The organism is Arthrobacter sp. 05T444 (assembly GCF_056395905.1).
Map to the genome: position 1 here is coordinate 1 of NZ_JBFTKK010000027.1, position 26,768 is coordinate 26,768.

General features: G+C 66.0%; 25 protein-coding genes. 7 read left to right on the forward strand and 18 right to left on the reverse strand.

Features of this window, described 5'->3' with window-relative positions; genetic code table 11:
• Positions 1-533: 533 nt before the first annotated feature.
• The 3 genes from rpsN to rpmB are packed head-to-tail and all read right to left on the reverse strand — an operon-like array spanning position 534 to position 1,247.
• Positions 534-839 (reverse strand): 30S ribosomal protein S14, encoded by a 306-nt coding sequence (gene rpsN, locus AC1DD3_RS19490; RefSeq protein ID WP_026266887.1) that lies wholly within the window; start codon positions 837-839, stop codon positions 534-536.
• Positions 840-843: 4 nt separating this feature from the next.
• Positions 844-1,011 (reverse strand): 50S ribosomal protein L33, encoded by a 168-nt coding sequence (gene rpmG, locus AC1DD3_RS19495; protein ID WP_078026306.1) that lies wholly within the window; start codon positions 1,009-1,011, stop codon positions 844-846.
• Complete coding sequence (rpmB, locus tag AC1DD3_RS19500) at positions 1,011-1,247, reverse strand: 50S ribosomal protein L28 (RefSeq protein WP_050687447.1); 237 nt, start codon at positions 1,245-1,247, stop codon at positions 1,011-1,013. The genes rpmG and rpmB overlap by 1 nt, the downstream gene beginning before the upstream one ends.
• 481 nt (positions 1,248-1,728) lie before the next feature.
• Between rpmB and AC1DD3_RS19505 the strand changes: the two genes are divergently transcribed.
• From AC1DD3_RS19505 to AC1DD3_RS19515, 3 genes are read left to right on the forward strand one after another with little or no spacing between them, the layout of a single operon-like run.
• Positions 1,729-3,195 carry a ferredoxin reductase family protein gene (locus AC1DD3_RS19505; protein ID WP_476882318.1) on the forward strand — a complete coding sequence of 489 codons (1,467 nt, stop codon included), beginning with the start codon at positions 1,729-1,731 and terminating at the stop codon, positions 3,193-3,195.
• The gene (locus tag AC1DD3_RS19510) at positions 3,192-3,695 is read left to right on the forward strand and encodes an FMN-binding protein (RefSeq protein ID WP_476882319.1); all 504 of its coding nucleotides are present in this window, start codon (positions 3,192-3,194) and stop codon (positions 3,693-3,695) included. Before AC1DD3_RS19505 ends, AC1DD3_RS19510 begins: the two co-directional genes overlap by 4 nt.
• On the forward strand, positions 3,679-4,542 hold the full coding sequence (locus AC1DD3_RS19515; protein WP_476882320.1) for an FAD:protein FMN transferase: 864 nt from the start codon (positions 3,679-3,681) through the stop codon (positions 4,540-4,542). The genes AC1DD3_RS19510 and AC1DD3_RS19515 overlap by 17 nt, the downstream gene beginning before the upstream one ends.
• Positions 4,543-4,626: 84 nt before the next feature.
• On the opposite strand, the gene AC1DD3_RS19520 is transcribed toward AC1DD3_RS19515, so the two are convergent.
• Together AC1DD3_RS19520 and AC1DD3_RS19525 are read right to left on the reverse strand one after the other, a co-directional pair.
• Positions 4,627-5,388 (reverse strand): SGNH/GDSL hydrolase family protein, encoded by a 762-nt coding sequence (locus AC1DD3_RS19520; RefSeq protein WP_230121192.1) that lies wholly within the window; start codon positions 5,386-5,388, stop codon positions 4,627-4,629.
• Between the two features lie 76 nt (positions 5,389-5,464).
• Complete coding sequence (locus tag AC1DD3_RS19525) at positions 5,465-5,947, reverse strand: MarR family winged helix-turn-helix transcriptional regulator (protein WP_230121194.1); 483 nt, start codon at positions 5,945-5,947, stop codon at positions 5,465-5,467.
• A gap of 160 nt (positions 5,948-6,107) precedes the next feature.
• Here AC1DD3_RS19525 and AC1DD3_RS19530 point away from each other — a divergent pair, with 160 nt between their 5' ends.
• A complete protein-coding gene (locus tag AC1DD3_RS19530) occupies positions 6,108-6,410 on the forward strand; it encodes a YciI family protein (RefSeq protein WP_230121196.1) in 303 nt (100 codons plus the stop codon).
• Positions 6,411-6,500: 90 nt separating this feature from the next.
• Here AC1DD3_RS19530 and AC1DD3_RS19535 read toward each other — a convergent pair whose 3' ends face one another.
• From AC1DD3_RS19535 to AC1DD3_RS19580, 10 genes are all read right to left on the reverse strand, one after another.
• On the reverse strand, positions 6,501-7,622 hold the full coding sequence (locus AC1DD3_RS19535) for an ABC transporter ATP-binding protein (RefSeq protein ID WP_476882321.1): 1,122 nt from the start codon (positions 7,620-7,622) through the stop codon (positions 6,501-6,503).
• 10 nt (positions 7,623-7,632) lie between these two features.
• Entirely contained in the window at positions 7,633-8,460 is an 828-nt protein-coding gene (locus AC1DD3_RS19540; RefSeq protein WP_476882322.1) for an ABC transporter permease, read from the reverse strand.
• Positions 8,447-9,334 carry an ABC transporter permease gene (locus AC1DD3_RS19545; protein ID WP_476882323.1) on the reverse strand — a complete coding sequence of 296 codons (888 nt, stop codon included), beginning with the start codon at positions 9,332-9,334 and terminating at the stop codon, positions 8,447-8,449. Before AC1DD3_RS19545 ends, AC1DD3_RS19540 begins: the two co-directional genes overlap by 14 nt.
• 1 nt (position 9,335) lies before the next feature.
• Positions 9,336-10,430, reverse strand: coding sequence for an extracellular solute-binding protein (locus AC1DD3_RS19550; protein ID WP_476882324.1), 1,095 nt, complete (start codon positions 10,428-10,430; stop codon positions 9,336-9,338).
• 233 nt (positions 10,431-10,663) lie between these two features.
• Positions 10,664-11,482: an SGNH/GDSL hydrolase family protein gene (locus AC1DD3_RS19555; protein ID WP_476882325.1), complete on the reverse strand. Its 819-nt coding sequence runs from the start codon at positions 11,480-11,482 to the stop codon at positions 10,664-10,666.
• Positions 11,483-11,716: 234 nt separating this feature from the next.
• Positions 11,717-12,724 carry a siderophore-interacting protein gene (locus AC1DD3_RS19560; RefSeq protein WP_476882346.1) on the reverse strand — a complete coding sequence of 336 codons (1,008 nt, stop codon included), beginning with the start codon at positions 12,722-12,724 and terminating at the stop codon, positions 11,717-11,719.
• Positions 12,725-12,813: 89 nt separating this feature from the next.
• Positions 12,814-13,641, reverse strand: a complete 828-nt coding sequence (locus AC1DD3_RS19565) for an ABC transporter ATP-binding protein (RefSeq protein WP_230121203.1) — start codon at positions 13,639-13,641, stop codon at positions 12,814-12,816.
• Between the two features lies 1 nt (position 13,642).
• Positions 13,643-14,758 (reverse strand): FecCD family ABC transporter permease, encoded by a 1,116-nt coding sequence (locus tag AC1DD3_RS19570; protein WP_476882326.1) that lies wholly within the window; start codon positions 14,756-14,758, stop codon positions 13,643-13,645.
• Positions 14,755-15,855, reverse strand: a complete 1,101-nt coding sequence (locus AC1DD3_RS19575; protein ID WP_476882347.1) for a FecCD family ABC transporter permease — start codon at positions 15,853-15,855, stop codon at positions 14,755-14,757. Before AC1DD3_RS19575 ends, AC1DD3_RS19570 begins: the two co-directional genes overlap by 4 nt.
• A 48-nt stretch (positions 15,856-15,903) precedes the next feature.
• Complete coding sequence (locus AC1DD3_RS19580) at positions 15,904-17,025, reverse strand: iron-siderophore ABC transporter substrate-binding protein (protein WP_476882327.1); 1,122 nt, start codon at positions 17,023-17,025, stop codon at positions 15,904-15,906.
• Positions 17,026-17,233: 208 nt separating this feature from the next.
• On the opposite strand from AC1DD3_RS19580, the gene AC1DD3_RS19585 reads away from it, so the two are divergent.
• From AC1DD3_RS19585 to AC1DD3_RS19595, 3 genes are all read left to right on the forward strand, one after another.
• On the forward strand, positions 17,234-19,192 hold the full coding sequence (locus AC1DD3_RS19585; RefSeq protein WP_230121206.1) for an MFS transporter: 1,959 nt from the start codon (positions 17,234-17,236) through the stop codon (positions 19,190-19,192).
• The gene (locus tag AC1DD3_RS19590) at positions 19,189-19,737 is read left to right on the forward strand and encodes a TetR/AcrR family transcriptional regulator (RefSeq protein ID WP_476882328.1); all 549 of its coding nucleotides are present in this window, start codon (positions 19,189-19,191) and stop codon (positions 19,735-19,737) included. The genes AC1DD3_RS19585 and AC1DD3_RS19590 overlap by 4 nt, the downstream gene beginning before the upstream one ends.
• Positions 19,738-20,153: 416 nt before the next feature.
• Positions 20,154-20,648 carry an FBP domain-containing protein gene (locus AC1DD3_RS19595; RefSeq protein ID WP_230120274.1) on the forward strand — a complete coding sequence of 165 codons (495 nt, stop codon included), beginning with the start codon at positions 20,154-20,156 and terminating at the stop codon, positions 20,646-20,648.
• Positions 20,649-20,835: 187 nt separating this feature from the next.
• Here the strand turns inward: AC1DD3_RS19595 and AC1DD3_RS19600 are convergent, their stop codons facing one another.
• The 3 genes from AC1DD3_RS19600 to AC1DD3_RS19610 are packed head-to-tail and all read right to left on the reverse strand — an operon-like array spanning position 20,836 to position 26,589.
• Positions 20,836-24,306: an ATP-binding protein gene (locus AC1DD3_RS19600; protein ID WP_476882329.1), complete on the reverse strand. Its 3,471-nt coding sequence runs from the start codon at positions 24,304-24,306 to the stop codon at positions 20,836-20,838.
• The gene (locus tag AC1DD3_RS19605) at positions 24,303-25,139 is read right to left on the reverse strand and encodes a DUF4194 domain-containing protein (RefSeq protein WP_230120278.1); all 837 of its coding nucleotides are present in this window, start codon (positions 25,137-25,139) and stop codon (positions 24,303-24,305) included. The genes AC1DD3_RS19600 and AC1DD3_RS19605 overlap by 4 nt, the downstream gene beginning before the upstream one ends.
• A complete protein-coding gene (locus AC1DD3_RS19610) occupies positions 25,132-26,589 on the reverse strand; it encodes a DUF3375 family protein (protein ID WP_476882330.1) in 1,458 nt (485 codons plus the stop codon). Before AC1DD3_RS19610 ends, AC1DD3_RS19605 begins: the two co-directional genes overlap by 8 nt.
• Between the last annotated feature and the right edge of the window lie 179 nt (positions 26,590-26,768).

Consider the following 26,768-nt stretch of genomic DNA (forward strand, 5'->3'; position numbering starts at 1 on the left):
CCGGTATCAACAAACTTGGCACACTATTGAGTTCTCAAACAACAGACACACCCGGCACCACCACAACCAAACAACCAGTCGCAGATCGCTCCGGAGCAACTTCCCAAACTTACCCGAATCCAAACCACATTGCAAACCAGCGTCTCCGCAACCTGCAAACCATTCAAACTCGCCCCCACCAAACCCGGAGCGCACGAAGCGCCGACCAGATCAGGTCTTGAAATTTAGGGGATTTGTCACCGTCGGTTCCCAGCTTTCCGCTGGTCTCCCTCTCGGCGACTTAGAAAACAATACACCCACCACGCCCCCACCGCAAACCCGCCTCCATTCGGCATCCCGAACGCGAAAATCCGCGCCGTTCCGCGGAGAAAGGATGACGTCCGCAGCAAAAGCCAGGTGCCGGCGTCGTAATTCCTTGTTGTGTGCTGCATCACCCGCAACCGGCCCCGGAAATCCAGCCGCCGTCAACGCAAAGAAGGGCCGGCAACCATTCGGTTGCCGGCCCTTCTCAGGCTGGATTCAGCGGTGCTGAATTACCAGGAAGACTTGGTGATACCCGGGAGCTCACCGCGGTGAGCCATGTCGCGGAAGCGAACACGGGAGATACCGAACTTCTGGAAGGTACCGCGGGGACGGCCATCGATGATGTCGCGGTTACGCAGACGTACCGGCGAGGCGTTGCGGGGCAGCTTCTGCAGGCCGAGGCGTGCGGCTTCGCGAACTTCGTCGGTCGAGTTGGGGTCAACCAGAGCCTTCTTCAGTTCGAGGCGCTTTGCAGCGTAACGCTCGACGATGACTTTACGCTGTTCGTTCTTAGCGATCATTGACTTCTTAGCCATGTGTTTAGCGCTCCTCTCGGAATTCGACGTGCTTGCGGATCTTGGGGTCGTACTTCTTCAGGACCATGCGGTCCGGGTCGTTACGACGGTTCTTACGGGTTACGTAGGTGTAACCCGTGCCCGCGGTCGACTTGAGCTTGATGATCGGACGTACGTCCTTGTCCTTAGCCACTAGAGCTTCACCCCTCGTGCCAGGATGGCGGCGACGACTACGTCGATGCCGCGTACGTCGATGGTCTTAATGCCCTTTGCAGAGACCTGCAGGGTGACATTGCGGCGCAGGGACGGAACCCAGTAGCGCTTCTTCTGAATGTTCGGGTCGAACCGGCGCTTGTTGCGGCGGTGCGAGTGCGAAATGCTGTGTCCAAAGCCCGGCTCGGCTCCGGTCACCTGGCAGTGTGCTGCCATGACGACTCTCCTCTGAAAAATAAATGAAACGGCTGGCAGAGTTCTGCGTTACCGTGCGGCAGGCGGCGTCCGCATCCAGCCCCCACGCGTTTCCGGTTTCCGCATGCCCGAAAATACCGGCGAAAAGCCAAGATTTCCTTGCTGCGGCGAAATACGATGAGCCACGGGCACCGGGCAGTGGAAACCACTGCGAAGTACCGGGATGCTGGGCGAATACAGGAATGCACGCAACTTGAGCCCCTAACTACCGGCCATTGGGACTGTCATTTCTGCTGACAGCCGCCGCCAACCGGAGCAATTGCACACGCTCCGCGCCACCTAGCGCCTACCAAGTCTACGAGACGTGCGAATTAAAGGCTAATCCGGCGGTGGAGGGTGTATAAGGGGAGCCTGCCGGCGCCACTCCCGCTGACAGGGAAGACACATCCGGGGAGAAGGATTTTCACAGGAAAATGAAAGCCTGGCAGCGGAGTCTTGAGACATGAACACAGACCTCCTTCCTTCGCCCGGGGCCGACGCCCTTCGGCGGCCCGGTCCTGGACAGCCCGCAAATCCCGGGCGCGGCCGCTTCGCCTCGCAGCACCGGCGCCGGCTTCTCCGCGCTGACGCCCTGACGGTAGCGGCGTGGGGATCGCTGGCGGCCTCGGTTGCGTTATGGCTGGCCGACGGCGGCATGACAGGGATCTCGACGCTCGGCGCCGGGATCACGGCCTTGGGGATTGTGGCCGGTCTCGCCGGCATGGACCTGGTGCTGCTCATGCTCCTGCTCGCAGCCCGGATTCCGCTCATCGACGGCGCGGTCGGGCATGACCGTGCCTTGGAGTTCCACCGGAAGCTCGGCAAACCGTCGCTCTACCTCCTGCTGGCTCACGGTGTCCTGATTGCTATCGGCTACGGCATGGCGGAAGGGCTGGACCCCGTGAGTGAGGCCGTGGCGCTGTGGGTCCTGGTGCCGGACATGTGGCTGGCATTCGTGTCCATGGCCCTGTTCATTGCCGTGGTGGTGACCTCGCTCGTGGCAGTCCGGCGGCGCTTCCCCTACGAGTTCTGGTACGTCGTCCATCTACTCACGTATGCGGCGGTGCTGACAGCCCTGCCGCACCAGTTCAGCGTGGGGGCACTGTTCGCTCCCGGAACGTGGCAGCGCTGGTACTGGCTCGCCATCTGCATCGCCACCGGCGCGGCGCTGCTGTACTACCGGGTGATGCAGCCGGTCCTCGCCACCTTCCGGCATCAGTTGACGGTTGAGCGCGTGACGGCGGTCGCCCCTGGAGTGGTCAATATCGAGATGAGCGGCCTGAACTTGAACACCTTGGCCGGCGCCGGCGGCCGGTTCTTCATCTGGCGCTTCCTGGCCCCCGGTCTCTGGTGGCACCCGCATCCGTTCAGCCTTTCCGCCGAGCCTTTGGACGTGGACCGGAATGGCCGCGGCCGGCTAAGGATTACCGTTCGGAATCTCGGCAAGGGGTCCGCTCAGCTGTCCCGGCTGAAACGGGGAACCAAGGTTGCCGTGGAAGGACCCTACGGCCTTTTCAGTTCCGCCGCCCGCAGCAAGGACCACGTGGTGATGATCGGCGCCGGAATCGGCATCACCCCTTTGCGGGCACTGCTGGAAACGACGCCTTTTGAGCCGGGGAAGGCGACGGTGCTCCTCCGCGGCCACAGCGACCAGGAGCTCTATCTCGGCGATGAAATTCTCGAACTGTGCCGTGCACGCGGTGCCACGCTTTTCCACCTGACCGGCTCCCGGGATCCGGGCTCCCGGGAGAGCTGGCTTCCCGCGAGCGAACAGCGGGCAGGCTACAGCCTCACGGACTACGCTCCGGAGGTCGCCGGCGCCGACATCTACGTGTGTGGCCCCGCTCGCTGGGCGGAGAACGTCCTGGACGCCGCCCGCTCGGCGGGCGTCCGCGAAGATCAGCTCCACTACGAAAGGTTTGACTGGTGAGAATCAGAGCAGCGGTTTCAGCCGCCTTGGCTTCGGCCGGAATCCTCCTGGTCGGCTGGCAGTCAGGCGTCCATGTGGCCGACACCCGCAGCGCTGTTGCGGCTGCGTCCACGGGGAATGAAACCGCCGGGACTTCGGCGGGGACGGGATCATCGGACACCAGCGGCCCGGCATCGTCCGGGACATCCGGATCTTCAGGCGCTGCCGGTTCGGCGGCCAAAGCCGGCGGCACCTACGACGGCGACATCGTCCAGACCCGCTTCGGCACCGTACAGGTGCAGGTCACCGTCAAGGCAGGCGCCATCACGGACGTCACCGCCCTCAAGCTGACCGACGCAGAAGGCAGATCCATGCAGATCAGCAACTACGCCGCCCCGATTCTTCGCAGCGAAGTACTTCAGGCACAGTCGGCGGAGGTCCAGACCGTCGGCGGCGCAACGGTGACCAGCAACGCCTACCTCACCTCACTCCAGGCGGCCCTCGATGCAGCAAACCTCTGAACCCAGGCACGGTCTGCGGGCACGGACCTTCAGCTGCATGGGGACGGTCATCAGCCTCACCATGCCGGCCGGTCCGCACAAAGCACCCCATGCTGCGGACGATGAGCTGGAAGCCGCAACCGCCGTCGTCGAACGCCTTTTCGCCCGGCTGGATGGGACCTTCAGCCTGTACCGTCCCGATTCCGAAGCCAGCAGGCTGGGGCGCGGCGAACTTGGGCTGCAGGAGGCGTCGGACGAAATGCGGGCACGGTATACGGAGGCATCCGAGTGGCGGCTCCTGACCGAAGGCGCGTTCACGGCCGAACGTCCGGACGGCATCCTGGACCTCTCCGGCCTCATCAAAGGCCATGCTATGAAGGAAGCGGGGATTTCTCTCCACGCCCTGGGACTGGAGGACTGGTGCCTCAATGCCGGCGGGGATGTGCTCGTCAGCGGCTCCCCTGATCCCGGCAGCGGCGAAGCGTGGCGGGCGGGGATCGTGGATCCGGCCGACCGCAGAACGCTGCTCGCCGGCTTTCCGCTGGGTGGCTTGCCGGGCGGGCTTGCGTCTGGACTCGCGGCCGACGGCGGTGCCCCCGGAAACACCGCCTCCCGGAGCAGGATGGCCCTGGCGACCTCGGGCTCAGCCGAACGCGGCGACCACATCTGGGCCGCGGGCGGGCGTGCCGCGGAATTCTGGCAGGTCTCCGTGGCGGCGGCCGACGCGGTCACCGCCGACGTCCTCGCGACGGCGATCGTGGCCGGCGGAACCGCGATGCTAAACCGCGCAGCCGAGTTGTGGGACGTCGAGGTGCTGGCTGTGCACAGGGACGGGGACCTCCTGGCGACGGCGGGATTTCGACGTTAGGTCTCGACCGGCGTCGACAGGCTCGACCAGCGTCGACAGGCTCGACCAGCGTCGGTGGGCTGGGCCCGCAGCGCCGCCGGCTCGTTAGAGCCGGGTGAGCTGGCCGTATTTCGGCTGGAGGCCGTCGCCGGAGGATTTGCCGGTGACCCGCCGAACCACCCAAGGGGCAGCGAATTCCTTGACCCAGCGGGCATTGGCCCGCACCGCCTCAGCGCGGCTGAGCTCCGGCACCGGCGTCATGGGCGGGACCTCGATCGAATGATCGTGTTCCAGGACGGTGAGGACGCGCTTGGCCATGTTCGTGTGGCCGGCGGCAGACATATGCATCCGGTCCTTGGCCCACATTCCCCAGTCGTAGTATTCGTTGAAGCGCCAGTAGTCGACGATCAACGCACCGTGGTCACCGGCGATGCCACGGACAAGTTCGTTGTAGATGGCGGTGCGGCCGCGCATGGTGCCGAACACTTTGGAGCCGCGGGCGTCGAAGCCGGTGAACATCACCACTGTGGCGCCGGTGGCCCTGAGTTTGCGGATACCGGCGTCGTACTCCTCAAGCAGGTCGTCGATGTCTATCTTAGGCCGGAGGATGTCGTTGGCGCCGGCGTAGATGCTTACGAGCGTCGGTTTGAGGCCGACGGCGGCGTCCACCTGATCGGCCATGATCTGGCGGAGTTTCTTGCCGCGGATGGCAAGGTTTGCGTAACCGAAGCCCGGGTCCGCGGCGCCGAGCTGTTCGGCCACCCGGTCTGCCCAGCCCCGGACGCCGTTGGGTCGGGTTGGGTCGTCGTCGCCGACTCCTTCCGTGAAGGAGTCTCCGAGGGCTACATAGCGGGACGTGAAATCCATGGATCCAGTCTGCCAGCAGTTGCCGCGAGCAACCAAGACGGCCGCCGGCGGCGCGGCTTCGGCTGACTGGCCGCGGCTACGGCTGCTCGCGGAGGATCCAGTGGTTGTTGTCCAGGCGCGCCACGATCTTTTCCCCAATCCGGGCGAGATCGGCGACGTCGCGCTCGGTCAGGGCGTCAAGAAACAGCGAGCGGACGGATTCCACGTGGCCTGGGGCTAGCTCCACAATGGTGGCCATCCCCTGCTCGGTCAGGTGCGCGGTGGTCACGCGGGCATCGCCCGGGTGCGGCCGGCGCTCCACCCAGCCGCGGTTCTGGAGTTTGGTCACCACATGGGAAAGCCGGGAAAGTGATGCGCTGGTCCGGGCCGCGAGTTCACTCATTGGCAGAAAGCGCCCCTCTGCCTCGGAGAGCATGGCCAGGACGTTGTAGTCGAACAGGGACACTTTGCCCGCTGCGTGCAGCTGGGTATCCAGGGCGGCTGGCAGCATGGTGTTGATGCTCAGCTGGGCGAGCCAGGCCCGGCGTTCATCGGCGTTGAGCCAGCGCGGTTCCGTCATGACTCCATCCTAGGAGAATTAAAGCTTGACAGTTCAAGCCGGGGCCGTTGAGGCGGGCCGCGGCGCCGGCGGCTGAAGGCGGCGCCGGCGGCTGAAGGCGGGCGCCGGCGGCTGTCACAGCCAGGGTTCTCCAGTAGTGGGTGGCGGTAGGCTGGCGGACATGTACGTAGTTTCCCTCACTTACAAGGTCGCCCAAGACATCGTCGACTACCACCTGGACGCCCACGTGGCCTGGCTCAAGGACGCCTTTGACCAGGGCGTGTTCCTGGCCGCCGGCAGGAAGGTCCCGCGCACGGGCGGTCTCCTGCTGTCGAAGGCTGACCGGGTGACACTGGACGACTCTCTGGCCAAAGACCCTTTCTACGTCAACGGCGTGGCCGAGTTCGAAGTCATGGAATTCGCCGCGGACAGGGTGGCCCCGGGGTTCGAAAACCTCCTGGATGAGCCAGCGCCGCGGAATTAACCCACTTTTGGGCCCCGGACGCGCTGTCCGGGGCACCATCGGGCAGGGTGTGGCCCACAACTCGGCTGGTTCAGCCCTGGGCGGGCCGGGCTAGGACTCCAAGACCAGGAGCTGGGCGCGCCCCGGATCCCATCCCACGAATACCTGGCCGCCGGGCTCGGGCCTGCAGGCCGAGTCCGCGCTGAGCTCGCGCAGCTGAAGATCGAGGCCGCCCGCCGTCAGACGGTGGCGGACCGTGGCCCCGAGGTTGGTGGAGGACACCAGTGTTGCTTCGCCACCGTTGCCGCCAGCGCCCTCCGGGCGGAATTTGAGGTGCTCCGGCCGGATGGAGACGGCGTAGTTTTCGCCGCTCGCTCCGCGGTCTGCGACCCGCGCTGTACCGAGGCCGCCAAGATCCACCAAGGCCTCTGAACCGTCGCGTTCCAGCACGGTGCACGGAATGAGGTTGGTGTCGCCGAGGAAACTGGCCACCCAGTCCGTCAAGGGCTGGTTGTAGACGTCCTCCGGCGGTCCTGACTGGACGATCTTGCCGTCCTTCATCACCACGATCCTGTCGGACATGGCCATGGCCTCGTCCTGGTCGTGGGTGACGAACAGCACCGAGATGCCGAGGCTCTTTTGCAAGGTCTTGATTTCCTCCTGCATCTGCTCGCGGAGCCGTTTGTCCAGGGCTGCCATAGGCTCGTCCAGGAGCAGCGCGGCCGGGTTGAAGACCAGCGCGCGGGCCAACGCGACGCGCTGTTGCTGGCCTCCTGACAGCTGGCGGGGCTTGCGGCCGCCCATTTTTCCGAGGCCCACGCGCTCAAGGGCCTCTTCTGCGCGCTGGCGGCGCTCTTCCTTGGGAATTTTGCGCATCCGGAGCGCAAATTCCACGTTTTCGAGCGCGCTCATGTGCGGGAACAGTGCGTAGTTCTGGAACACGACGCCCAGGTTGCGCTCCCGCGGGGGCAGTGTGTCCACCGGCTGGCCATCGATGAGCACCGATCCTGCGGTGTGTTCTTCGAAGCCGGCAACCATCATCATGGTGGTGGTTTTGCCGGACCCGCTTGGCCCGAGCAGCGTGACGAATTCGCCCGGCTGAACCACGAGGTCCAGCCGGTCCACGGCCACAACGTCGCCATAGTTCTTGCTGACGTTGCGGAGTTCAATGGCACCACGGGACGCGCTCCCGGTGCCGGCAATTGATTCTGCGGAGATCACTGATGTGGTCATCGGCATTCCTTTACGTTTGGGCCGACACTGCCAGCGGCAGCATCCGTGCGGTGGATCGGCGCCTGAGGACAAACAAGACCTGAAGGAGGAGCCCTATTGTGGCGACGCTGACCAGAAGCGCAGATGAAACAGCGATCTTCGGGGTCAGGTTGAACTGGATGTCGGTGAACATCTTGACCGGAAGCGTGGTGGCCCCCGGGGACTGCATGAACAGTGACATCACGGTCTCGTCGATCGAGACCGAGAAGGCAAACAAGGCCCCGGAGATCAGGCCCGGCAGGATGATCGGAAGGTATACGTGCCTTAATACGGACAACGGTCCCGCGCCGAGGCTCTGCGCTGACCTCACCAGGGCCGGGTTGAGGCCCGCCAGGGCCGCGCGGGTCGTCAGGTACACGTACGGGGTGGCAATCACGGCGTGGGCCAGGCCGATCGGGATGATGCTGCCCACCATCCCGATCGAGATGAAGAACTGGTAGAAGGCGAGTGCCAGTACCACTGTGGGTACGATCATGGGAGCCAGGATCAGTCCCATCACCGCCGATCTGCCGGGGAATTTCCGGCCGTGCAGGCCGATGGCCGCCGTGGAGCCAAGGAGCACTCCGATGACGACGGCGATTCCCGCCGATTGCAGGCTGGCAGTCAGTGCCGAGGTCCATGGCTTGTCCGCGAAGAAGCCGGCGACGGCCGCCAGGGAGAATCCTTCCGGCGGAAAAGTGATGTAGCGGCTGTCATTCAGCGCCACCGGCACCACGATCGCCGTCGGAATCACCAGAAACAGAAACACGGGGACGGAGAGCAGCGCCAGCAGGCGGTGCTGCGGATTAGTTGTCTTCATGTTGGCCTCCTGCCTTGAGAACGCGCTGATACACGGCCACCATGATGCTCACCATCACCGTCAGCACGACGGCAAGTGCCGCGGCGCCCGAGAAGTCCGTGAGCTGGCGGGCGTAGTAATCGATCTGGTTGGCGATCATCATGTCGCCCGGTCCGCCCATGACGACGGGCGTGATGAAGAAGCCGGTGCTGATGATGAACACCAACAACCCCGCCGCCGAGATGCCGGGAGCGGAGAGCGGCAGGGTGATCCGGCGGAACACCGATCCTTCCCGCGCACCCAGCGACCGGGCGGCCAGGCCCAGCCGGTCGTCGATGGCGGTCAGGGAGGAGAAGATCGGAAACACGGCGTACGGAAGGAGGCAGTGGACCATGCCGATGATGACGGCGAACCGGTTATGCAGCAGTTCGATCGGCGCATGGGTGAGCCCGATGCCTTGAAGGAACGCGTTGACGATGCCGTTGTCCTGCAGCAGCACCGCCCAGGCGAAGTTTTTCACCAGAATGCCGGTCCAGAACGGCAGAAGAACGACGGCGAACAGGATCACCCGGGTGACGGTGCCGGCACGCCACAGCACGAGTGCGATCACGTATCCCAGCACCACTGTCACGATCGTGGAAGCCAGGCTGATGCTCAAGGTGTTGACGAGCGAGCGAAGCACCAGCGGATCCTCGAGCACCCGCTGGTAGGCGTTGTCGGCAAAGCTTGAGGCCACCAGCTTTCCCAGCGGCGTAAGGAAGAGGACGACGTCGAAGGCCAGGATCGGTGCAAGCAGCAGCCACCAGCCGCTGAGCCGGCGCCGGCCCTTCGGCCTTCCCTCCCCCGGCGCGTGGCGGCCCTGCTCCAGGGCCGTCTGCAGAGTTGCGGCAGTCATGTCAGCTGGCCTGCCACAGCTTGAACTGCTGCTCGGTCTTCTTCAGGTTCTGAGACCACCACTTGTCATCACGCACGAGGATCTTGTCGGCCAACCGCGGGCTCGTGGGCAGCGTGTCCGCAACTGCCTTCGGCAGCTTGGACAGGGCCGGCGTGTTGGCCAGGGTCAGGTTGGTCACCTTGTCGAATGCGGCACCTGCTTCGGCGTCGTTTGACATGAAGTTCATGAGCTGGAACGCCGCTTCCTTGTTCTTGGCGCCCTTGGGGACCACAAAGTAGTCTCCGGCGAGGACCGCATTCTCGGGTGAGAAGTTCAGCTTCGCACCGTCCGTGCGGGCGGCGTTGATGCGGTTGTTGAAGCTTGTGGAAAGTGAGACCTCTCCGGACGTGAGCTGCTGGATCGGCTCCTGGTTCGCCGAGTGGTAGAGCAGCCTGTCCTTGCCCGGATGGTGTCCGAGGACGCGAAGGGCGCGGTCCACATCGAGGGGGTAGATCTTGTCGAACGGAACCCCGTCGGCCAGAAGGGCCGCCTCCAGAACCGAGCTGTCGGAGAGCTGGTTGTAGACGGAGCGCTTGGTGTTGTACTTGTCCTGGTCGAAGAACTGCGCCCAGTCCTTCGGTGCCTTGGCGTCCGGGATGACCTTCTGGTCCCAGGCCATGACGAACAGGAAGCTCAGGTACTTGATGCCGTATTCAGCCTTGGCGTACCCGGGCAGTCCTTTGTCGCTGATGATGTCGTAGTCGAACTTTTCCAGGAGTCCCTCGGCCACGGCCGTTTCATACTCCGGTGCGGTGATTTCCACGAGGTCCCACTGCACGTCGCCGGACTGCACCTGGGCCTTGAGCGCGGCAAGGCTGGTATTGGCCAGCAGCGTGGGCTGGATGCCCGTCTTCTTGGAGAACGGATCCAGGATGGTCTGCGTCAGCTGGTCATTGTAGGAGCCTCCGTAGGACGTGACCGTCACGGTCTTGTTCGCGGCCGCACTTTGGGCCGGCTTGGCGCCGCAACCGGACAGCGCCAGCCCGGCGAACGGTGTCAGCGCCGCAGCCTTCAGGAGCTTCCGGCGGTTGAAATGGAGGGATTTGCTGTCAGTCATGGCGGTGATGCCTCTCGTGGCGTGGCTCGCCCGGAACACGCAGAAAGAAGGCCCGCGTGAATGGGGAAGCAAGAGCTGGGATCCTGCTGTCACGTCGGGTTACCGGCGACGGCGGTTCGCGCCTTCGAGCGGTCCACGCAACGCTGGGCGGACTTGAAGCTTGATGCATTGACGGATTGTCAGTGCCGCAACACTAGCTGTGATGTTGCACACAAGTCAACAGCTGTTTACACTCAAAGTATCTGCTCGCCACCACGTCCGGGAGGAGCCGCAGGGACGACGAGTTTTCTCAGGCCGCGCTTGCGCGGAACCAATACCGGCCGGGGCCATCGCGGGCTGAGGTTGTCCCCCAGCGTGACGCCGCGGAGTTTCCGCCCGAACAGGGGCAGCACCCAGTCATTCAGCCAGAGCCGCTGCCGCCGCTCCCAGTCGCGCAGCGTCATCCTGACCGGGGGCTCCCACTCCTTGAGGCTGATCTTGTGGGGCACGCCGAGGTGGTCCAGGACTTGTGCCGCGAGGTACTTGTGGCCGGCCTTGGACATGTGCAGCCGGTCCGTGTCCCACATCCGGCGGTCGTGGAAGGCCTCGAAGCACCAGTAGTCCACCAGCACAGCCCCGTATTGGGCTGCCAGTTCCCTGACCCGTTGGTTATAAGAGGCGTTTCTCTTCTTCAGCGGCTCGAGCAGGGGGGACACCTTGATGTCGAAACCCGTGAAGAGCACCAGGGTGGCGCCGGTGTCAGCGAGTTTCGCCACGAGTGCTTCGTACTGCGCCATGAGCGCGTCCATGTCCGTCCCGAAATCCAGGATGTCGTTCCCGCCGGCGTACAGCGTGATGAGGGTCGGTTCCATGGCGAGCGCAGCTTCCAGCTGTTCGTCGATGATGTGGCGCAGCCGCTTGCTCCTGATGGCGAGGTTGGCGTACTCCCAGCCCGGTTCCGCCTTGGCGAGCCTCTCCGCCACCCGGTCCGCCCAGCCGCGCACCCCATTCGGCAGATGCTTGTTCCGGTCCCCGACCCCCTCAGTGAAGGAATCCCCCAAAGCGACAAACACCCGCCGCCCATCATGATCCGGAAGCAAAGGAGAGACACCCACCCCGGCACCCTAGTCACCGAAAGAAACGACAGGGTTAACGGCCAACGACAGGAACTGCGAGAGCGTTGGCCGTTACGCGACAGGAAGTGCGAGAGCGTTGGCCGTTACGCGACAGGAAGTGCGAGAGCGTTGGCGAGGTGTCTAAAGCGACGGCAAGTCGGCGGCGGAGGCGGACCAAGCACCGCCAGAGGCTCAGAGCTCGGCCTTCCCCTGCCGCCAGTACCCCATGAACGCGACCTGCTTCCGGTCGATCCCGACGTCGCGCACCAGGTACCGGCGCAGCTCCTTGATGACGGCCGCTTCACCGGCCAGCCACGCATAGAACGGCAGGGCGCCGGAGGGCAGACCCGGGTTTTTGGTGGCACTGATCGCGGCGGTATCCATGCGGGCCGGTGTTTCCCACAGGATGTCCCGGTCCACGTTGACGTCTTCCGGCTCGGGGCCCGCCGCGGCGTCAGGGAACGTCACGCCCACCCAGCCCGGCAGCTGCACGGCAGAACGGACCGCTTCCTGAAGCAGTTGCCCGTGCGGGCGGGAGCGGCCGATCGGGGCGCCGCGGGCCAGCCAGGTGATTTCGACGTCGGCTGCCGTGCTGAGATCCAGAAAGTCGCCGGCTTCAGGGACTTCCAGGAAGGCGTGACCGGTCATGTAGCCGGGGAGGTTTTCCAGGATGGCGCTGATGGCGGGAACGGCGGTCTCGTCGCCGGCCAGGAGTACCCGCTGGGCCAGGCCGGGCCGCCACTCGATGCCCGAGTAGGTTTCCGCCGTGACGCAATGCGCGGCACGGTTGTTCGGGCCGATCAGCGTCAGGGCGTCCCCCGGCTTGGCGTTGAGCGCCCAGTTCGCCGCAGGGCCGCCGTTCCCGTCGGCGTCAAAGTGCATCACGAAGTCGACGTCGATCTCCGGATAAACGGCGTCAAGCCGGGCCTGCCGGACAGTGTACGTTCGCATGGAGCCGCGAGTGGAGATTTCCATCGCCAGCCATTCCCGGTACCAACTGCTGTTCTCCATCCGGAACGTTGGCAGCGGATGCTGCATCCCGTCGTCGGCAAGGGACGGAATCATGAGCTTGATCCGCAGGTCCATGGTGTCCCCGTGCACGCCGAAGTCCCGCAGGGAATACCCGCCAAAAGTCACCCGCCGGAAGTTGGGGCTGAGTTCCTGGACCGCGGAGACGGTGACGTTGAAGGCCAGCGTCATGGGTTCGGTGGCGGGCTGTTGCCTGGCGGCCGCACTGTTCCTTCCGGCGCGCACCGCCAGCGGTGTGCGCTCGGGGCTGGGTCCTGATTTCATGAGGCCATCTCCAAGGTTGCGGTCGGGGATTCTGGGTCTGCGTGGTGCCTGCCCAGCGGAATCACGAGCGGCGTGCCGGAGACGGGGTCAGGCACCACCCGGGAGTCCAGTCCGAACACGCCGCGGACAAGCGCCTCGGTGACCACCTCGGCCGAAGGGCCCGCGGCCACCACGCGCCCGCCCTTCAGCGCAATGACATGGTCCGCGTAGCGCGCCGCCAGGTTCAGGTCGTGCAGCACGATCGCCACGGTGGTGCCGCGCTGCCGGTTAAGGTCGGTGACGAGATCCAGCACCTCCACCTGGTGCGCAAGGTCAAGGTAGGTCGTGGGTTCGTCCAGCAGGAGAACGTCCGTTTCCTGGGCGAGCGCCATGGCGATCCACACGCGCTGGCGCTGCCCGCCGGACAGCTCGTCGACGTTCCGCCCGGCGAGGTCCTGCGTTCCCGTCGCTTCCAGCGCGCGCTGCACCGCGGCGTCGTCCTTCTCCGACCAGCTGCGGAAGAAGCCCTGGTGCGGATAACGGCCGCGGCGCACCAGATCCCGGACGGAGATGCCGTCCGGCGCTGTGGGGTGCTGCGGGAGCAGGCCGAGCGTGCGGGCAAGTTCGCGCGCCGGAAGGGAGTGGATGTCCTTCCCGTCGAGGGTGACGGTGCCGCCGGCCGGCCTGAGCAGCCGTGAGAGTCCGCGCAGCAGAGTGGATTTTCCGCAGGCGTTGGCGCCCACAATCATGGTCACCTTGCCCTCTGGGATCTCCGCCGTGAGGCCTTCCACGACGCGGCGCTGGTCGTACTGGAGGGTCAGGTTGCTGGCTTTGAGACGGGCCATGTCAGGCATCCTTTCGGTTGGAAGTGACCAGAAGCCACAACAGGAAGGGCGCGCCGAGCGCGCCGGTGACCACGCCGACGGGCAGGACGGTGCCGTCCAGCAGCAGCGGGGCGATGTTGGCGGCAAAGTAGTCAGCGGCCAGGACGATCAGGGCACCGGTAAGGGCCGACGCCGGGAGGCTGGCCTTGCCGGCGTGGCGGCGGCCGATGGGACCGGCCAGGAAGGCGACGAATGCCACCGGCCCGGCCGCGGCGGTCGCCACTGCGGCGAGCGCGACGGCGGTGAGCACCAGACCCAGCCGGGTCCGGTCCACGCGGATGCCGAGCCCGGCGGCGGCGTCGTCTCCCAGTTCGAGAATCCGCAGCGGGGCGGCCAGCAGCGCGGCGGTAGGAACCAGGACCACGAACGCCGCAATGAGGACGCCGGCGCGGTCCCAGCTGGCGGAATTGAGCGAACCGTTGAGCCAGACGAGGGCGTCGGCGGCGGTGCGGATGTCCGTCCGCGTCAGCAGGAAGCTGACCACGGCGCTGAGTGCCGCGGCGATCCCGACTCCCGCGAGGATGAGCCGGCTTCCGGCGGAGCTTCCGCGGTTGCCGCCCCCGCCGCCTGTTCCAATGGAGCCGCTGCGGGAGATGCCGTAAATCAGTGCCGCCACTGCGACGGCGCCGCCCAGGGCCGCGCCTGAAATGGCGGCCCCCGACGCACCGAAAACGACGATGGCGGTGACGGCGGCGGCACTGGCGCCGTAGCTGATGCCGATGACGTCCGGACTGGCCAGCGGATTCCGGAGCATGGTCTGGAACAAGCCGCCGGACAGCCCGAACGCGATCCCGACGAGGGTGCCGGTCACCGCCCGCGGCAGCTTGGCCTCCATCACGATAAAACTGGCACCCGGAATCTTGTCTCCAGCGGTGAAGTGGGCGGTGAGGATCGTGAGGAAGTCCGGGATGGTGACTGTGTAGCTGCCCAGCAGGATGCTCGCGGCGAAGAGAAACACGACGGCGAGCGCCAGGACCGCGGTGCGGTTCAGCAAGCTCGGGCTCGGGAACGATGCGCGGGGCTTAAGTATTCGTTCGCGCTGGTCGGTTGGGGCAGGGTGCGCAGTCACGGGTCTCATAGGCCCGCCGCCTTGCCGCGGCGAACCAGCCAGACGAACACGGGCGCGCCCACCAGGGCCGTCATGATGCCCGCCGGGACCTCGCCCGGAAGCAGGACCACGCGCCCCACCACATCGGACACGAGCAGCAATGCCGGAGCCAGCACCAGCGAGAACGGCAGGATCCAGCGGTAATCCGGGCCGACGAGAAAGCGGACGGCATGCGGCACCACGAGGCCCACAAACCCGATCGGCCCGGCGAGGGCAGTCGCAGAGCCGCACAGCAGCACGATGCCCAGCGCCGTGATGCCGCGCGCCAGGCCCACCCGCTGGCCCAGGCCGCGGGCGATGTCGTCGCCGAGGGCCAGGCTGTTGAGGGTCCTTCCGGTGAACAGCACGATCAGCGCGCCCGCCGCGAGAAAAGGCAGACCCGGCAGCACCACTGACCAGTCCCGGCCGGCTATCCCGCCCACCTGCCAGAACCGGAACCGGTCCAGCGTGTCCTGGCTCGAGACGAGGATGACGTTCATGAGCGAATACAGCCCGGCGCTCAGGGCCGCGCCCGCAAGGGCGAGCTTCACCGGCGTCGCGCCGTCCCTGCCCATGGACGCGATCAGAAAGACGACGACGGCCGCCACTGCGGCACCGGTGAACGCGAACCAGATATACCCGCTCAACGAAGAGACGCCGAAGACATAGATTCCGGTGACCACGGCCAGGGCGGCGCCCGCGTTGACGCCGATGATGCCGGGGTCCGCGAGCGGGTTGCGGGCCACACCCTGCATGGCCGCACCGGCGAGGCCCAGGGCCCCGCCCGCGAGCAGACCGAGGACGGTTCGCGGGATCCGTGCCTGGACAACCGCATGGTCGCCGTTCCCCGCATCGGAATGGACCAGCGCCTGCCAGACGGTTTCCAGGGACATCCCCCGGGCGCCCACGGCCAGTGAAGCAGCGCAGACGGCAACAAGAACAACGACGGCGGCCAACAGCCAGGCAGCCGGCTGGCCTTGAGCATTCCCCCGCCCTTCAGCGCGAACGGACAGTTGGGGCCCTGTTCCGGCGGCGTCAGGTGCCTCAAGCGTCGGTTCGCGCGCGGTGATGGGGCTGGAAGGTGCCATGGCGGCAGTGCCGGCTGGCGCCGTCGTCGTTCTTGGTGTCATGGCCCGTTACTTGACCGCGTCGGCGGCTTTGCCCAGCTGCGGCAGGAAGGTGTCGAGCGACCACGGCAGGCTCAGCGGCGAGGAAGCCGAAATGGACAGCGTCAGGGTGTTATCCGAGTCGGCCACGAGGGCGCCGCTCTTGATGGCCGGAATCTGGCCGAGCAGGGGGTCTGCCTTGATGGCTTCGGTGGCTTTGGTGTCAGGGACCCAGGTCACGAAGATGTCGGATTCCAGCTCATTGGCCTTTTCGGCGGACCAGGGCAGGAAGAATTCCTTGGAGCCCTTCGACTTCTCCTCCACAACGGGCGCGAGCTTCATGCCGATGGCGGACAGGAACCTCGGGCGGTTGTCGTTGGCGGTGTAGACGTTGACGCCGTCGCCCTTGGCCGGTTCGAGGTTGCCGTAGATGTAGGACTTGCCCTGGATCTGCGGGTACCCGGCCACCTTGTCTCTGATGGTGGCTTCCGTGTCGGAGATCAGCTTGGCGGCCTCGGTCTGTTTGCCGAGGGCCTTGCCGATGATGCTGGTGGACTCCTGCCAGGACGTGCCGTAGGCGAGCTCCGGGTAGGCAACCATCGGGGCGATCTGGCTGAGCTTCTGGTAGTCCTCTTCGCTCAGGCCGGAGTAGGCGCCGAGGATGACGTCCGGATTGAGCTTGGCGATTTCGGTGAAATTGATGCCGTCTGCCTCGGAGAACTGGACCGGAGCCTTGTCCGTGCCGAAGCCGGCGCCGAGCGTCTCGAGCGCGGCATCCTTCCAGGGCGTGGAACCCTTGCCATTGCCGCCCCAGTCGTTCTTGGGCACGCCCACCGGAACCACTCCGAGGGCGATGGCGACGTCGTCGTTGACCCAGGAGACCGTGACAACCCGCTGTGGCTGAGTCTTGATGGTGGTCTGGCCGAAGGCGTGCTTGATGGTCACCGGGAACTGGGAACTGGCGGACTGAGACGCGGCTGCCCCGGGAGCGGAGGCACCGGTCCCCGTGGAGCACGCCGTGAGGGACAGTGCCGCGGCGGCCAGGATGGCGGTCGCCTTGCCGGCTGTTTTGAGCAGGGCGCGGCGGGTGGTGCCGCAGGCCGGGAATGTGCTGCGGCCGGCCGACTGGCCGGAAGAAAGAGGGGAAGCCACGGAACTCCTTAGGTCTATGAAGCAAACCTAAGTAAGGCTAGCCTACCCTCTGCAGAATTAGGAAAGCTTTGCGTCACGTAATTGTGATCGTGACGGAAAACATGAGCCCGTTCTTTGCCGCCACGGGGTGAACAGTGGTTCACTCGTTAGGAAGTAAACGCTCGTTCACCCTGGCGTTCACCGAAATCCTTCTTTCGAAAGCTCCCCCATGCCGAGTTCCACCGCCGCCGGGCAACTGTCCCGCACCCCGTCCCCGTCCGCCATCACAGCAGTCCTTGCACTGAGCGGTACGGTCGTGGCCCTGATGCAGACCCTCGTGGTGCCGCTGCTGCCGGACTTCCCCAAGATCCTGGGCGTCACGGCAGACGACGCGTCCTGGCTTGTGACCGCCACCCTGCTCTCCAGCGCCGTAGCCACCCCCATCGTGTCCCGCAGCGCCGACATGTACGGCAAGCGCAAGATGATGGTGGTGTGCCTGGCGATCATGGTGGCGGGTTCGGTGATGGCGGCACTGGGGGGATCGTTCCTGTGGCTCATCATCGGCCGCGCCCTCCAGGGGTTCTCGTCCGCGCTGATCCCGGTGGGCATCAGCATCATGCGTGACGAACTGCCCAAGGAAAAGATGGGCTCGGCAGTGGCACTGATGAGCGCGACCCTGGGCATCGGCAGCGCCATGGGGCTCCCTCTTGCCGGCGTCCTCTACGAGAGCCTCGGCTGGGAATCGATCTTCTGGGTTGCCGCAGGGGCCGGCTCCCTGCTGCTCCTTGCCGTGGTGCTGGTGGTTCCCGAGTCCAAGGTCCGAACGCCGGGCCGTTTCGATTTCGCTGGCGCCATGGTGCTGTCCGGGGCGCTGGCCGCCCTGCTGCTGGCCATCTCGAAGGGCGGCTCGTGGGGCTGGGGTTCGGAACCCGTGCTGCTTCTGTTCCTAGCGGCCGCGGTTCTTCTCGCTGCCTGGGTTCCCTACGAACTCAAAGTGGCGCAGCCGATGGTGGATCTGCGGACCTCGGCACGCCGACCGGTCCTCATGACCAACATGGCATCGTTGCTGATCGGTTTTGCCATGTTCGCCAACATGCTCCTGACCACGCAGCAGCTCCAGCTCCCCAGCGCCACGGGATACGGATTCCAGCTGAGCGTCATCACGGCCGGCCTGTGCATGGTGCCGTCAGGCCTGGCCATGGTTGTCTTCGCGCCGGTGTCCGGCCGCATCATCCGGGTCTTCGGCGGCAAAACCGCCCTCATGGCCGGAGCAGCCGTCATGATTGTGGGCTACGTCGGACGCGTCTTCTTCTATGACTCCATCGCCTCGGTAATCATCGGCTCCACCGTGGTGAGCGTCGGCACGGCCATCGCCTACGCCGCCATGCCCACCCTCATCATGGGCGCGGTGCCCATTACCGAGACCGCCTCCGCCAACGGCCTGAACAGCCTGGTGCGCTCGATCGGCACATCGACCTCAAGTGCCGCCGTCGCCGCTGTCCTCACCTCGGTGACCATCGGATCCACGCGGCTGCCCTCGTTCGACGCGTTCAAGGACGTGTTCTGGATGGCAGCCCTGGCATCGTCCGCCTCCGTCCTCGCCGCCTTCTTCATCCCGCGGGCCGCGGCAGCGCACCGCCCGGCGGTGCCTGCCGTGGCCGCTACCGAACTCGTGGTGCAGGGGCGCGTCCTCGCGGCGGACCACCGCCCCCTGACCCCCGCCGTCGTCACCGTCCTCCAGACCGACGGCGAGCCGGTGGACTGGAGCCGGGTGGACACGGACGGAAACTATTCCGTGGCGCTGCCGGGCGCAGGCAAGTACCTCATGGTGGCGAACGCCGCCGGGTGGGCGCCGATGGCGGAAGTCTTCGAGTTCGACGGCCGCACCCTCCGGCAGAACTTCCTGCTGCAGGACCGCTTGGAACTAAGCGGGACGGCCAGCCTGGACGGCGAACGTGTTTCCGGCGCCGTGGTCACCCTGCTTCAGGCCAGCGGCGAGCATGTGGCCACCACCCTGACGGACGCCGACGGCGTGTACACACTTCCGCTGCCCGTCGCAGGCCGCTACGTGGTGACCATGCTTCATCCCGTGACGCATCAGGCCATGGCGCGGAAGCTCGCCGTCGACAACCGATCCGTGACCGTGGACCTTGCCGCCCCGCTACTGACGGAACAGGCTTCCGCGTGAGCAGCCCCAGCCATGAAGCCATCCTGGATGCGGCCGGCCGGCTGTTCGGCGAGCGCGGCTACCGTGCAGTGACCGTCCGGGACATCGCCGCCGGGGCCGGCGTCTCGGCTGCCCTGGTGATGAAGCTTTTCGCGTCCAAGGACAAGTTGTTTGCCGCCGTCCAGCCGGACGAATCGCTGCTCGCGGAACTGGACGTCCCGACGTCGGAACTCGGCAGTGCGCTCGTGTTCCGTGTGCTGATGCGGCGGGAGAGGGGCATGCAGGAGCCGTGGGCCATGATCCCGTTCAGCATCCACGACTCCCCCGACCCCGGCGCGGCCCGGGCCGAAGTGCGCGAGCGTTACCTCAGCAGCATCGCGGGGCTGATCGGGGACGCGACGCCGGAACGCCGCTTCGCGTCGACAGTGACTGCCCTGATGACCGGCTTCGGCGAGACTGTGCGGACACTCGGGCTGTTCGACGGCTGGGACTTTGACGATCTCGTGGCCCACTACGGGGCGATCGTCCAGGCCCAGATCGACGCTTGCGCGGCAACCCGCGCGTAGCCGTCCGCCCCCTCCCCCAACGCTCTCTCACCTCCCGCACACTTCCCCCCAACGCTCTCTCACCTCCCGCACACTTCCCCCCAACGCTCTCTCACCTCCCGCGTTGCCGAGATGGCCCGGATTTGGGAGGATGGCGAGGCGGGCCAGTGGTGCCCGCCGACAGGCGATGGGCATCGGCCGGGAACGAGGGGATGAGCATGCTGAGGACCACTGAGGTCATCGCAGCCGTGGGAAGCGGGGCGGCCACAATGGCCTGCTTGGCCTCTGCAGCAACGCCAGCCTTCCCGCGCCGGACCTGCCTTTAGCCGTCCCGACGAGCAATGCCCAAGAACGGGCTTTCTTTAGTGTGCGCGGATCCGCTGACACGGACCGTCATGCCCCCGAGGGGGACCATTCAAATTCGAAAGCTCATGACCATGCAAAAAATTACTCAGCAGCAGATCCGCTCGTCCTTCGTAAATGCAAGCCGCTCGGAGGCGGCCAAGCTGACGTTACCCAGGGACTTCGACACCCTGGACTGGGACAGGCTGGACTTCCTCGGGTGGCGGGACGGCAAGATGCCGCTACGCGGCTATCTGGTCCTGCCTCGGACCGGAGGTCTCACGGGGATTATGCTTCGTGCGCCTGAAGGCGGAGCAAGGAAAAGCCGTGCCGTGCTCTGCGAGCTGTGCCGCGACGTGTTCTCGAAGGACGACGTCCTGTTGTGGGTCGCGAAACGAGCCGGGCAATCCGGCAGGGACGGCAACACCGTCGGGACGCTGATCTGCGCCGACTTCCTGTGCTGCGGCAACGTGCGCGTGGAGCCACCGGTCAACGAGATCAACCCGGACCCTGCCGCCGTCGTACTTCGGCAGATCGATGGACTGATGGCAAGGACCGAGCTGTTCCTGGACCGGGTTCAAGGACGCTAGCGCCCGACGCTCCATCAGATCCTGCCGTCTCAGCCGCGGACGCTCGCTCACATCCAGTGGGAGAGCGTCCGCGGCATTCCCGCAGGAAGTGAGAGAGCGTCGGGATGGACCGGGCGAAAGGTGAGAGAGCGTCCGGGAAAACACCGCAGGAAGTGAGAGAGCGTCCTGATGGGCCGGCCGGACGGGGTCAGCGGAGCACGATGTCCACGGGGTTGGCTTCGGACCGCCATTGCCCTCCGGACCCGGGTTTCGGCGCGATCACCGGGGCCGTCAGCACGCCCGAGCGGTTGGTGCGTTTGTCGCGCAGGATTTCAGTGACGGAACCAAGGTGCCGCGACAGGTCGATGACGTTTTCCGGAGCGGCCAGGAGCAGCTGGAAACCAAATTCATGCAGCGCCTTGATGCCCGCACCGGCGAACTCTTCGGACGCCAAAACGAAGGCCTCATCCATCATCACGGTGCCGTAGGTGGTGAAGCCCTGCTCTGCGATGCCCAGCTGGTAGCTCAGCGCCGCGGCCATGATGAACGCCGTGAACCGCTGCCGCTCGCCGCCGGACATGGAGCCGGTGTCCGCGTGCATGAACACCTCGTTCTTCGTGCCCGCTTTGGCGCCTTTCTTTCCGGCAGGAACGTCCACCTCGCGGTGCTCCTTGCACTGGATGAATAAGTGCCCGCGCACGTCCAGCACCTCGGCGCGCCAGCGCCGGTCCTCCGGCGTCTGCGACCCCAGCCGCTTCACGAGAGTTTCCAGCGACTTGTAACGGTTGGTGAGCTCGGCGTCGTCGTCCGTTTCCGAAGCAGCCGCGCCCGCAGCGCGCGAGGGCCGCGTATGCCGCGTCTTCAGCGCGTTCTGGATGGCGTCCTTGAACTGCTTCGCGGTGGGCGGCAGCGTCGGCTTGATGTCCAGTTCCAAGAAGCTGCCCTCGTGGAAATTGACCTCGGACAGGATGCCGTTCAGCGGCAGGATGCGGCTGGTGATGGAGCGCCGCTCCTCGTCCAACAGATGCAGCAGCGTGCTGAACGATTCGTGCGTGCGCTGGTTGAAAAACTGCCGGAACTCGGCCTCCTGCGCGGGCAGTCCATCGCTGACAATCGCATGGTAGCGGGCTTCGAACTCGCTGGCCGCGCCGATCGACGTGCCGTGGTCGGCGGAGATGGCGGTGCCCCATTCGCGCACGAAGCCCTCGAAAAGGCGCGTGAGCCGCTCGGACGTGGCCTGCCCGCGCGATTCCGCCGCATGCAGCTCGCCCAGCAGCTGGGTCTTGACCCTGGCGGCGAGGTTGTCGAGCTCATGCATTTCCGTAACGTCGCCAAAACCGGTGAAGTACGGTTCCAGCGCGGTGACTGTGGAGTCCGACGGCGGCGCCTGGTTCAGGCGGGCCCGCGCGGCTTCCAGCAGCGAATCGGAGGTGGTGAGCTGGTGGTCCAGCGCCTTGTATTCGCTCTGCAGCACGGCGGCGGACTCGGTGCTGGACTGGTGTTTCTGGCGTGCCGTCTCGATGTTGGCGCGCAGCGGTTCGAGGTCGGCCTGGGCCGCGAGGGCGTCCTTGAGCCGCTGCTCGATCCGGGTGAGTTCGTGCGTGGCAACGGCTGCCGAGACCTGGTCCCACGGGCGGTGGTCCTCGGCCACCCGGCGCAGCGCCTCGAGCTGCCGGGTCATGCCCTGGTGCGATTCCTCCCTGCTCTGGGCAAGCTCCGCGGCCTTGGCGAGTTCCTGCCGCAGGTCCGCCACCTGCCCGGCCACCAGTTCGAGCTTGGAGGCGTTGTCGAAGCCGAGGACGTAGTCCTGGCGGCTGTTGAATCGGTCGTCCTTTTCCACGGTGTGCCGGTTCCGTTTGACCACGCCGCCCAGGCTCAGGCCCCGGTCCAGCCGGGCCAGTTCGTCCGGGTCTTCCACGCAAGGGTAGGCGAAGTCGAGGGCGATGCGTTCGCGGATCCACTGCCCGGCGTCGGCCACGGACCCGGTGGTGAGGATGTCCAGCTTGGTCAGCAGGTCGCCGTCGGACACGTCCTCCACAGCCAGCGCGCCGCCGGCAAGGGGCTTGGACACGTCAACTGCGCGGAGGGCACCGCGGACGGTGTGGTCGTTCAGGTACCGCGTGACGGCGGCGAAGTGCTCGCCCGGAACCAGCAGCGTGGTCGCCAGGTTGCGGAGCGCGCGCTCGGCGGCCGGCCGCCACTGTTCCTCACCCTCGGCAAGGTCGATGAGCTCTCCCCCGAAGGGCATCAGCTCCTCGGGGACGCCCGCCGCGGCCGCGATGGCGGCCCGGTTTTCGATGCTCGACGGCGGCAACAGGGACTTCCGCGTCTTCAGCGACACGAGCTCCTGCTCGGCGGCGGCGAGCTCGCGCTTCCTGGTGGCGTGGCCATCAAAAGCCTCGAAACGGAGCTCCTTCAACGCCTCCGAATCATCCTTGAGTTCGGCGGAGCGGGCGGCAGCCTGCTCGTGGGCCTGCTCCCAGCCCTCGGCCGACCAGTGCAGCTGAAGGCCGGCGTCGGCCAGCGCCTGGCGGGCGGCCTCCTCCACCTGCTCGCGTAGCTTGAGCCCCACCCGGGCATTCTCGAGCGATTGCTCGATGGATGAGATGGCGTTGCCGCCCTGGTTGTTGTAGTCGGCTTCGAGCTGGCGCAGCTCTTTGGCCAGGCCGTCGCGGACAGCACGTTCGGCCCCGAGCTCCTTGGCCTTTACCTGCGCGAGTGCCTTGAAGCGGGCCAGGGTCTTCCCGTGCACCGCGACGGCCAGCTGCTGCCGGTAGGCCTCGAATTCCCCGCCTGCCAGTTCCCGGAGCCGGTTCGCGTCCAGCAGCGAATGGGCGTATTCCCTGTTCAGCTCCGGAACCGGGGCGAGCTGGTCGCGCTGCTGGCGCACGTCCTCGAGCCGCTGCCGGATGGACATGAGGTTGCTGAATTCCTCAACGACGCCGTCCGCCGCGGCCAGCGTGGCCGGGGCATCCAGAACCTGGTCGCGGAAAAAGGTGTTGACGCTCCCGCCCAGGCCTTTTCCGGCCTGGATCACGCGGAGCAGCGGCAGCGCCTGGTCAGAGTTGATGCCCAGGAGGCGCCGGAAACGCTCGGCGAAGGCCTTATGGACATCAAAGATCTGCGCGTCCGGGAAGATGCTTTCCAGCGCAGCCTTGGTGAAGCGCTTCTCGGCGATGTCCTCAATCGCGGGCAGGTCCAGCGGCACGTTGTCGATCAGGTAGTACCGGCCGACGCTCGACTCCGTGCCGTTCTTCGGCAGGTCGAACAGGGCGGACACCGTCACCTTGGTGCCGGCCGCGTTGTCGAACGTCAGGGCGACGGCGGACCAGGTGGCACCGGGGCGCTGGAAGGCACTGGCCGAGCCCTCGCCTACTGCTTTGTCCCCCACCTTGCCGCGCATGTACGTGAACGTGGTCCTCTTGTCCTCGACAGCTCCGCCGGAGCGCTGGGCGGCAGCCTCGTTGGAGCGCGGCCGGGCGTCGAACACGCGGAGCATGGCGTCGAACAGCGTTGACTTGCCGACGCCCGAGTTGCCCGTAAGCAGTGTGCCGTTGCGGTCCACGTGCATCGTATGCGCTCCGTGGAACGTCCCCCAGTTGACCACTTGGACCAGCGCGAGGCGCATCTGGCCGGGGTTGGTGAGCTCGCCCATCGGGAGCATGGTTGCGATGCTCACTTGGCCGCCTCCACTTCGTCAGTGTCATCGTCAGTTTCGGCAGGCTCAACCAGCGTACTGTCGTCGAGCTCTATCAGCGCTTCCGTACCTGTGGGGTCGGCAGTGGCTGCGACCAGGGCTTCGATCTGGGCCGGGATGTCTCCGATGTTTTCGAAGGGGAGGGCCAGCGGGAGGGCGTTGGAGATTGTGTAGACGTCGTCCAGGCCTGTGGTGAGCAGGAGTTGGCGGGCCAGGAGCTTGGTGATTGCCCGGTTGACCACGTCTGAGTCGCGGAGGGCGTCCTGCTGGCCGGCCGGCTGGTAGTGCGCCACGAGCTCGGCGATTTCCTCGCGGGTGATCGTGGGATCGGTTTGGGCCGTGACGTGGCGGTCCAGCAGGAGTCTGAGGCGGAGCAGCACGATTGTTTCCACCCGGCTCAGGGCACGCTGCTGGCGAAGGATGCTCGAACGGGTGCTGCCGCCGATGGCTTCGGGGTCCACCGGGCGCAGCACAGCAATCTTGCGTTCATGGTCCAGCTGGAGCGTGAGGAACAGTTCGGAGAGCCGGCTGCGAAGGATCAGCTGGTTGTCGAGGAGGGTTGTCCAGAGTTTCTCGTCGCGGCCGCCATCCACGTACGGGCCCTTCAGCAGCTTCACGAGGGCTTGGCGCACCTTCATGGAAAGCACGCCGGTGTCGCCCGGGAAGAGCGCGGCGCCGTCCACGAAGGTGTCGCGCGGGGTGACTCCGCCGCTGATTGAGCTTGTCGAAATCCCGGCCTCCTGGGGCTCGACAGGCTCGACCACCGGTGCGTGCTCGTCCACCGGGGTTTCCGTCGTCGTAATCTCTTCAGTCATCGGAATCCTTCTTGAGCGTGACCACCGGCAGGAAAGCCTTGCGGGTGGTGCCGTCGATCTGTTTGAACTCGACGGCGTCCCAGGCCTCGCGGTGGAAGCCTGCGCCGTCGTGGAGGGCGTGCGAGAGAAGCGCGCGGATGGAGTTGATGTGCCGTTCCTCCGGTGCGAGCTGCTCCCACGCCTCGGAAAGTGACGCTGCACCCGCAAGCGCTGCCCGGATGGCCTCGGGGCGGGCCTTGCCGGTGCGCGGCGAGCGCACGCGGTCCGAGTCGCTGAACGCGATGGGGTCGGCGAGCTTGGGCGGGGCCGCGAACTCGTCGGGATCGAACAGCTTCACCATGGCAAGGGACTCGAAGCCTGCGTTGAACAGCACCGGGCCGCGGACCATGCCGGGCTGCTCGCGTTCGTAGGGCAGGGAACGGATGGCCTGTTCGGCCTCGCGCAGCACCTTGCGGAGCCGGACAGACTGGCGGAAATCGTCGCTCTGGACGTAGGTGTTCAGGCTCTCGCTGAGCTTGCCGTAGATGCGCTGGATCTGGCTGTGCTGCTGCCTGAGCTCGGCCACGAGGTTCTTCAGTGTTTCGCGGTCCTCAGGTGAAAGGTCGTCCGCGAACTGCCGGCTCAGGACCTCGCCGATCGCCGAGCGGAAGCGCAGCTGCTGCTGCGGGTCCTCGAGGAAGGCGGCAAAGGAGCGGAAAGTCCTGCCCTCGGGGCTCTGCCTCAGCCGCTTGTCCGCCTCCAGCACCTGCGCCATGGTAGCGCCCTTGCTCAGCGATTCCTCAATGATCTGGTTGCGCAGCCCGCCGACGAGCTCCTCGATGCGGTCACGCATTTTCTTGTAGTCCGCGGGCAGGCTGGCCGCGAGGTCCAGGATGTTGCCCGCCGCTTCCACGGCCTCGTCGTCATCCAGCAGCCCGTCGAAATCGCCGGAACTGATGTCCTGGATGAGCTGCTGCCGCTCCTCGATCTCCTCTTCCAGCGACTCCAGACGGGCGCTCTGGTCCGGGTTGGTCTCGTTGGCCAGCTTCTCCACGTCACCCAGCAGGGTTCCCAGCCGGGATCCGTTCAGGGTGGAACGTTCACTGGAAAGACTGTCCAGGAACGCCAGCACGCGGGCCGCCGGTTCTGTGACTTCGTAAACGATCTGTCCGGACTGGTTCCGCCGGGTCAGGAACTGCTTGCGTGTCCATTCGTCACCGAAGGACTTGCCGTTGGCGCTGCCACCCAGCCCCGGCTCCTGGCGGCGGAGCTGCTCAAGGAAGGAATCGACGTCGGCATGGAACTCTTCCAGCGGAAGCTGCGGCCGCGTGCGGGTGAAGGATGCCTGCAGCACCGCGATCACCCAGGGCGCGGAGCGCGTGAGCGCCCAGGCGGGCCCCCTGGTGAGGAGCTCGAGGTCCCGGAGCCGTGCGCTGATGGCGTCAGCGGAGGACGTGGCTGACCGGGGCACACACTCTCCTTAAGCTGAGTTGGGGATGGTCTCGGCAGAGGAAACCGGAAAACTGCCAACTACAAGGTTAACGCAGAGGGCCTTTCACCTAAGGCGTGAGGGTGCGCTGGGCCAGGCCTGGGCCAACGAGCGTCCCGATTGGGCTGCCGCTGACCGCGCGTTGACGGGGGAAAAACGTC